General features: G+C 48.5%; 1 protein-coding gene. It reads left to right on the top strand.

Features of this window, described 5'->3' with window-relative positions; all coding sequences use genetic code 11:
• Positions 1-39: 39 nt before the first annotated feature.
• On the top strand, positions 40-714 hold a 675-nt coding region (locus ACTHUR_RS14045; RefSeq protein ID WP_440399166.1), incomplete at its 3' end, for an amino acid ABC transporter ATP-binding protein.

Below are 714 nucleotides of genomic sequence, written 5' to 3'. Positions count from 1 at the left end.
ACTCAAGCCCCGAAAATTTTGGCAGTTTGGAAAGAAATAATGATTAAATTCAAAAATGTACACAAACATTTTAAAGATTTGCACGTTATCAACGGCGTGAATCTGGAAGTTAAACAAGGCGAAGTGGTCGTTGTATGCGGCCCTTCAGGCAGTGGCAAATCTACGCTGATTCGTACGGTAAACCAACTCGAGCGCATTGAAAGCGGCGAGATTTGGGTGGACGGCATCAATGTTGCCGATCCGAAAACCGATTTGAACGAGGTGCGTGAAGAAGTGGGCTTTGTGTTCCAAGGCTTCAATCTGTATCCGCATTTGACTGTCTTGGAGAACATTATTCTTTCTCCGATGAAAGTAAAAAACCAAAGCCGTGAAGAGGCGGAAAAGAAAGCAATGGAGCTTTTGGAACGCGTCGGCTTGGCGCATAAAAAAGACGCGCTGCCCGGCCAGCTTTCCGGCGGTCAGCAGCAGCGTGTGGCGATTGCACGCGGTTTGGCGATGGAGCCGCGCGTGATGTTGTTTGACGAGCCGACTTCTGCGCTTGACCCTGAAATGGTCGGCGAAGTATTAAAAGTGATGAAAGACTTGGCGGAAAGCGGTATGACCATGATGTGCGTAACCCATGAAATGGGTTTTGCGCGCGAAGTCGCCGACCGTGTGATTTTTGTCGATAAAGGCCAGATTCTGGAAGATGAAACGCCGGAAGAGTTTTTTACC

Source organism: Neisseria sp. P0021.S007 (assembly GCF_051956855.1).
The sequence above is the reverse complement of the archived record's forward strand: the minus strand, read 5'-3'. Positions and strand labels throughout refer to the sequence as shown.